Annotated in this window: 5 protein-coding genes and 2 pseudogenes; 4 read left to right on the forward strand and 3 right to left on the reverse strand. The window is 68.8% G+C overall.

Annotated features, from left to right (window positions below; all coding sequences use genetic code 11):
• The 3 genes and pseudogenes from U9979_RS18675 to fxlM (U9979_RS18685) all read right to left on the reverse strand — a co-directional run.
• Positions 1-427 (reverse strand): annotated as a pseudogene (locus U9979_RS18675) (hypothetical protein); the annotation flags it as partial.
• A gap of 146 nt (positions 428-573) precedes the next feature.
• Positions 574-1,815: a methyltransferase, FxLD system gene (fxlM, locus tag U9979_RS18680; RefSeq protein WP_322780394.1), complete on the reverse strand. Its 1,242-nt coding sequence runs from the start codon at positions 1,813-1,815 to the stop codon at positions 574-576.
• A gap of 375 nt (positions 1,816-2,190) precedes the next feature.
• Positions 2,191-3,411 (reverse strand): methyltransferase, FxLD system, encoded by a 1,221-nt coding sequence (gene fxlM / locus U9979_RS18685; RefSeq protein WP_416220251.1) that lies wholly within the window; start codon positions 3,409-3,411, stop codon positions 2,191-2,193.
• A 706-nt stretch (positions 3,412-4,117) separates the two neighbouring features.
• On the opposite strand from fxlM (U9979_RS18685), the pseudogene U9979_RS18690 reads away from it, so the two are divergent.
• The 4 genes and pseudogenes from U9979_RS18690 to U9979_RS18705 form a co-directional block, all read left to right on the forward strand.
• A pseudogene (locus U9979_RS18690) lies at positions 4,118-4,275 on the forward strand (5-formyltetrahydrofolate cyclo-ligase); the annotation flags it as partial.
• A gap of 207 nt (positions 4,276-4,482) precedes the next feature.
• Entirely contained in the window at positions 4,483-4,905 is a 423-nt protein-coding gene (locus U9979_RS18695) for a hypothetical protein (protein ID WP_322780397.1), read from the forward strand.
• Between the two features lie 91 nt (positions 4,906-4,996).
• Positions 4,997-5,716 carry an ATP-binding protein gene (locus U9979_RS18700; RefSeq protein ID WP_322780398.1) on the forward strand — a complete coding sequence of 240 codons (720 nt, stop codon included), beginning with the start codon at positions 4,997-4,999 and terminating at the stop codon, positions 5,714-5,716.
• A 31-nt stretch (positions 5,717-5,747) separates the two neighbouring features.
• Entirely contained in the window at positions 5,748-5,996 is a 249-nt protein-coding gene (locus U9979_RS18705) for a hypothetical protein (protein WP_322780399.1), read from the forward strand.
• The last annotated feature ends 153 nt before the right edge of the window (positions 5,997-6,149 follow it).

Here is a 6,149-nt window from a genome sequence, read left to right on the forward strand (position 1 = left end):
GGTGCGTTCGTGGTGACAGCCCTTTGCGGATCTGGCTGATAACCATCAGATCCGCTGGCATCATGGTCTCGCGGTCGTCGAGATCGAGAAGGTTGTGGACGCTCGTCCCGTAGACCTCGGCGAGCAAGGCCAAAAGCTGAGGCGTAGGCCGGCGCCGGAGCGGAACCGGCCAGTTCTCCAGTTCGCTGAGCCAGGGCGCGGTGCGCGTGGCGGCGCCGTCGGGGTCGAGGCCGATGCGGGCGGCGTGGGCGTTGATCTGATCGACCGCCTGCTGCTGGGTCCAGCCATGGGCGACACGGTGAGCGGCACGGGGACGATACCTGTAGCAGCGGGCGAACTCGATCGCGATCTCGTCGTGGGACATGCCGACCGCACGCATCCGAGCCCGCAGGTGCTCCTGCTCCGCCCTTTGGCTGGACCTACTCACGCTTCATCCCCTCCGGGCCTGCCCGCGGACCGGCGCCGGTCCGCTGTTTCCGGGCAACTAGGTCATCGCCACGGTAACGGGCCCGTCACCGTTGGGACAGGCCCCCTCGGCATTCCCCCGTTCGGGTGTTCCGGGCGTGGCGGCGGTCAGGTCGTCGTGGGCCAGGAGATGGTGACCTCGCCGCGTTTCTTGGGGAGCACGGCGGTGTTCTCGTCGGCTGGGGGGCGCCTGCTGCCGGTCGGCCAGTAGGCGAACGTGGGTGGGGCGGCGTGGCGGGCCTGGCGGTCCCAGGCTCGGATCTGCTCGATCAGGGTGGCGGCGGCGTGCTCGCCGTGTGGCCCGTAGGCGGACGCGCCGAACTCGGCGCCGTCCGGCGTTGGCCGTACGACCAGGTAGGCGAGGGAGTCGCCGCGCACGGTGCCGAACGGGAACCATCTCTTGTGGTCGGCGCTGAGGGCGGCGGCGTCGGCGGCGGTCAGCCGGCAGAAGCCGGGCTGGAAGCAGGCGAACCACAGGTGCAGGTCCGCGAACGACACCTGCTTGCCGATCGTGACTCCGGACCAGGCGGTGGTCCGTTCGCTCGTCAGTACGCCGTCGAGTCGGCTGATGTCCGCTGGCGGGTCCGCGTGGACGGTGAGGGTGACCTGGCGGCCGTGGTCGTCGGTGAGGATGACGGCGGGGTCGTCGTGCCCGCCGGCTCCTTGCATGGGGACGAAGCCGGCGATCTCGGTGGAGGTGCTCGACAGATGGTCGCCGTCGCGGGTGAAGCCGATGGTGCGGGTGACCCCGTTCATCCGCAGCGGCACGACCAGCGTGCCGTCCTCGGTGAGCTGCTCCAGCCAGACCGGGGCCACATCCCAGGCCCCGACGGTCACGAGCACAGCATCGACCCGTCCGCCCAGCTCGGGCACCGGGTACTCGGCGTCTCCCCGCACGACCGTGACCTGGTCGGTGTAGCCCGTCGCTGCGAGCAGCCTGCGGGCGCGGTCGACGACTTCCGGGTCGATGTCGACGCTGACGACCTGCCCGGCCGGGCCGACGACCTCGGCGAGCAGCGCGGCGCCCAGCCCGCCGGCGCCGATCTCCAGGACGCTCATCCCGGGGCCGAGCCCGGCTTGCTCGATCATCCGGGCCTGGATGTAGGCGGCACTTACCGAGGACAGGGCCGTGCCGTCCGGGTCTCGTTTGACCACCACCGAGCGGTCGACGGCGTACGCGTCCTCCAGCGGGGTGCCCTCGGGCATGAACAGATGCCGCGGCACCGTGCGGAACGCCCGCTCCACCGCCGCCGTGGTGATCCTTCCCGTTGCGACGAGTTCGTCTACCAGGGCGTCGCGCCGTTCCGCGGCGGTCCGGGGGTCCTCGGAGGTGTCTACCGTCAGGGTCATCGAGCCTGCTCACCGTCTGTCGTTGCCGGTCGGCCTGCGCCGCGTTGTCTCGGTCGGATTGCGTCCGGTGCTCCTGCGCCGCCAGGCCAGGCCCTGGCAGCAGCGTGGTGTCACCATGCCCCACCGCTGCGACCTGGTCATTCCCCCGGCGGGGAACTTTGTGTTTCGCGCCCGGTCTGGCCCGTGACCTGCGGATACGGGGATCACCGGACCTGACTCGACGATGCTGATGTCCAGCTCGAAGTCCAGGTCGTGCCCCCCGCTGCTGGCCGAGGCGCCCGGCATGACATCCGTCGTAGCCATCGACATTTCTCGATCACCATCTCTCTCTGTTGATTGAGGCAATATCCAGCGGTCGGATCTGGAAGCGATCCGTCAGGGCCAGAAGAGCACAATCTTCGTGTGTCGCCTCTCGATGACCCGGCCCCGCGGAAGCTGGTCGACGGGGGTGTCGGAACGGTGGAGGGAAATCACGGCGGCGGGGCCGTCGCGGTGCTCGCGATTCCAGGTTCGGACCTGGTCGTTCATCGCCTGGGCAAGCGTCTCGGCGTCCGGTCCGTGCGCGTAGACCCCGAACTCGTAGATGCGTGCGTCGGTATCGATCTCTCGGAACGCGAGGTAGGCGAAACTGCGCCCACCCAGCAGCGTTGGCGTGCCGATCGGTGAGCACGGGTCCACCAGCGTGCGGGCAACGTCCGTCCGCGCGCGGGTCACCAGACAGAAGTCGGACAAGCCGGTCGCCAACCACAGGAACAGGCCGTCGAACGGCTCCATGCCACCGAAGCGCACGCCCGACCACGCCTGCACGCGCGGCTGGAGCAACGCCCCGCGCAGCCCGTCGGCATCGACCGGTTCGCTGTCGTCGATACGCAGGCCGACGTCATCCCCGTGCAGCGTTACGAGTCGCTCGCGTTGCGCTCCGGCACCCTGGATGTCCACGAAGCCGGCCATCTCATGGCCCAGACTCACCAAGTGGGCACCCTCGCGCACGAACGCCACCGACCGGCGCAGACCGCGCATCCGCAGGGGAACGACGAGCCGGCCGCCCTCGGCCAACTGATCCACCCACGCCGGCGGTACGTCCGCGACCCCCACAGCGGCGATGATCCGATCGTAGGGCGCGAACTCAGCCACTCCACCTTCGGCGTCGGCGAGCACGACGTGCACCTGGTCGTACCCGGCGTCCGCCAGGCATCGGCGAGCGCGGTCGGCCACGTCTGGATCAATGTCGACGGTGGTGACCGCACCGGCCGGGCCGACGAGTTCGGCCATCAACGCGGCGTTGTACCCGCCCGAGCCGATTTCCAGGCACCGCAGACCTGGACGCAATCCGGCTTGCTCCAGCATCGCTGCCTGAAGCCACGGCGCGGACACCGAGCTGATCGTCATCCCGTGTTCGTCACGCTTGGTACGCACCACATCGTTCGCGTATGCCTCGTCGAGCGGTACCTCAGGAGCGAACAGGTGCCGCGGCACTGTCCGAAAAGCGGCTTCGATCTCGCCTGACACGATCGAGCCGGCTGTCACGAGCTCGTCCACGAGACTGTGTCGCAACGCCGCGGCACGTGCCGGGTCGGTGGTCACCTCAATCACCAGGTATTTCCTTTCCTGCGCCGTGCTATGGGGCGGTAGTGGGCTCCCTCAGTGGAACGCGGCGCGGCCGGCTCACCTCGGGAGCGACGTCGTCTGGTAGGGGAGCGACCTTCTCGGTAAAGGAACACGCGCAACAGATCGGTGCCGATAGGAGAAACGGCGTTCAGGTGGGAACGTCGCTGTTCCCACATAACATCTCTGCGCGCGAAACAGGGTGGTGTCGGAACCAGGCGTGTCCTCCTCGCGGCCGGCAACGCGGGCAAACCGGAACCGCTTCGGTCCCTTGTCGCGACTCTCAAACCCCTCAACAAAGGATTCGACAGGCGGCTCTGCCCTCCGTGGTGCCCAAGTCTTTCAGGCGGATGTCCGCCGTGTCATTCCCCGTCCCGGGAAGGAACGGTTCGGCGCCAGCATGCCGCTTGACCTGCGGAAACGTCCGTCAGCCGGGCACGGTGTTCGCAGTCGTGCGGCTGTTTCTTCGCGGCCCACCCAGCCCGCTGGCCCCACGTGCCTGCCGAGACAGGGACGCTGTTCGCCTCCCACGACCGGTGCTACCCGCGGAATCATGGTGATCTCGGCGAGACCGGGTCGCGATCAGTCAAACCCCGCTGGGGGTGGTGTGACGCCGCGGCTACTGCTGGGTCGTCCGGTGGTGCCTGTGAACCGTCGGACGGGACGCTCGCACGCCTGGGAGGGGTTGAACGTCCGACTTCAGGTGGTGGACGAGGACCTGCCGGAGGCTCGCCACGACTTCAGCGTGGACCTGATCGTCACATCCCGCAGATCATCACATGCGGTCCGCCTCGGCGTCCCGAGGGCCTGTACTGGAACGACCTGAGCGACGACACCATCGCCGAGATCCCCGTTCGCCGCTCGTCCTCGCCGCTCGTCGTCGCCGGGCCTGAACCGTTCGGGCATCACGCCCCCAGCACCGCACGGCCTTCTCCATGCGAATCGACTCATCCGAGTCTGGGAGTTATCGCTGGTCAGGACGATGAGGCCAGGCGAACGGAACCTTCGCGGCGAGGGGAATGACCCCCCGTTGCCGTCGGGACGATGGTGGAACGGCCCCTTTTGCCTACCTTCAGTGAGGACCGTCCCGATGATGAGGACCGCCTGCGCAACACGCCGTCCTGGTCCCGCCCGTTCGAGGCCCCCGCATTCCACGACCCGCGGCCACACCCCGCTGCCCGTACCGCCGCGCGTGTCCGTTGCCGGTGGCGCGCCCACGGTCCGGTGATCGCAACCGAGGGCGGGGCGGACAGATCCACGCCGACTGTTGGCCTCTCCTCGCCGGAACGCGCGTTCGAGCGGCTGCGCTGCACCGCGGCCGGTGTGCTGGAGGTGCACGTCAGGAACGACGGCGTGTGCGCCGGATGCGGGTGCGGGTGGCCATGCCGAACCGTGGTGCTCGCCGAGAACAACCTCGCCCTCGTGAACGACGCCGTTCCCATTCCGCCGGATGCCGCATGCGCCGCGCGCGCCCGTCCCTCGTGACCGCCCGCATGGCCCCGCGCCCGAGGCGCACGCACACGCCTCGCGGGCGTGCCGGTCACCCCATGCCAGATCGCTGAGCCGGGAGACTCGTATGACCGCAGCCCTCGTCACCTTTATGTCATCGAATATGTCATCGGAGTCAGAGCTTTCTGCCCCAGCCCCGCTGCACCGCGTCTGGTACTACCCTGCGCACCCCCGCTCCGCCGGGGCCGCGCGCCGCGACGTCGCGGCGCAGCTGCGGCTGTGGGAGCTCGACGAGCTGGTCGACGCGGCCGTCCTCGTGGTGTCGGAACTGGCGACAAACGCCGTGCTCGCCAGCCATCCAGCAGACAACCAGGACGGGCACGACGAGCCGGCGCCCCGGGTCGCACTGCGCCTCACCTACAGCCACCAAGACGTGATCGTCGAAATATGGGACGGGGCGGCGGACCGCCCGATCCGACGGGTCGAGGATCTCACCGCCGACAACGGCCGTGGCCTGCATCTCGTCGCAGCCCTCGCCCGGGACTGGGGCTACTACCGCGTGCGCGTCGGTGACATGACGAACGGCAAGGTCGTATGGGCGGCCTTGCTCCATGGCAAACCGTCGATCGGTGTCGTCGCGGACGCCCCGCCGGCGTCACGGGACCTGCCCCGTCGCAGCCCGTCGCCCCCGTCGAGCGACGGCGGACCCGACCCGGGCGTTTCCGACCGCGCGCTGCAACGCGTCATCGACGGCCTGCACGCTTTGGACGGCTGGACCCGACGAGCTACACCCGACCACGCTGACGCCCATAACCGGCCGACAGAGAACCAGGCGATTACCGAATGACCGACGACCACAACCGTTCCTGTCCACCCTGGTGCCACGCCTGTTCGCGCTGGTCGAGGAACGAGACGACCAGTCCGATTTCCCCATCCTCGCCTGGGAACTCCAGTTCGGCGATCATGCCTGGGTCGTCGGGTACGACGGCACGATGGGGGGATCGTTTTCGTCCGCCGAGCGGGCTTGCTGGCTGTTCGCCCACATGGGCACGGCGATCCGGATCGGCTGGTACCCCCGGCCCGGCAACCATCACCCCCACCGGCCCCGGCGACGGCTTGTCCGATAGCGACGCTGACAACATCGTCAGCCCGGTCCCGTCGGCGGCTGTCCGGGGCCACTTCGACGGCACCACGGTAGGTGACAGGGCTGAGGTCGACATCTTCGTCGGTAGTGCATCCGGACCAGGCATTGTCGAAGCCGTGCCTCACGGCAGATACAA

Source organism: Protofrankia sp. Cas4, from assembly GCF_963555915.1.
Classification (GTDB): Bacteria; Actinomycetota; Actinomycetes; order Frankiales; family Frankiaceae; genus Protofrankia.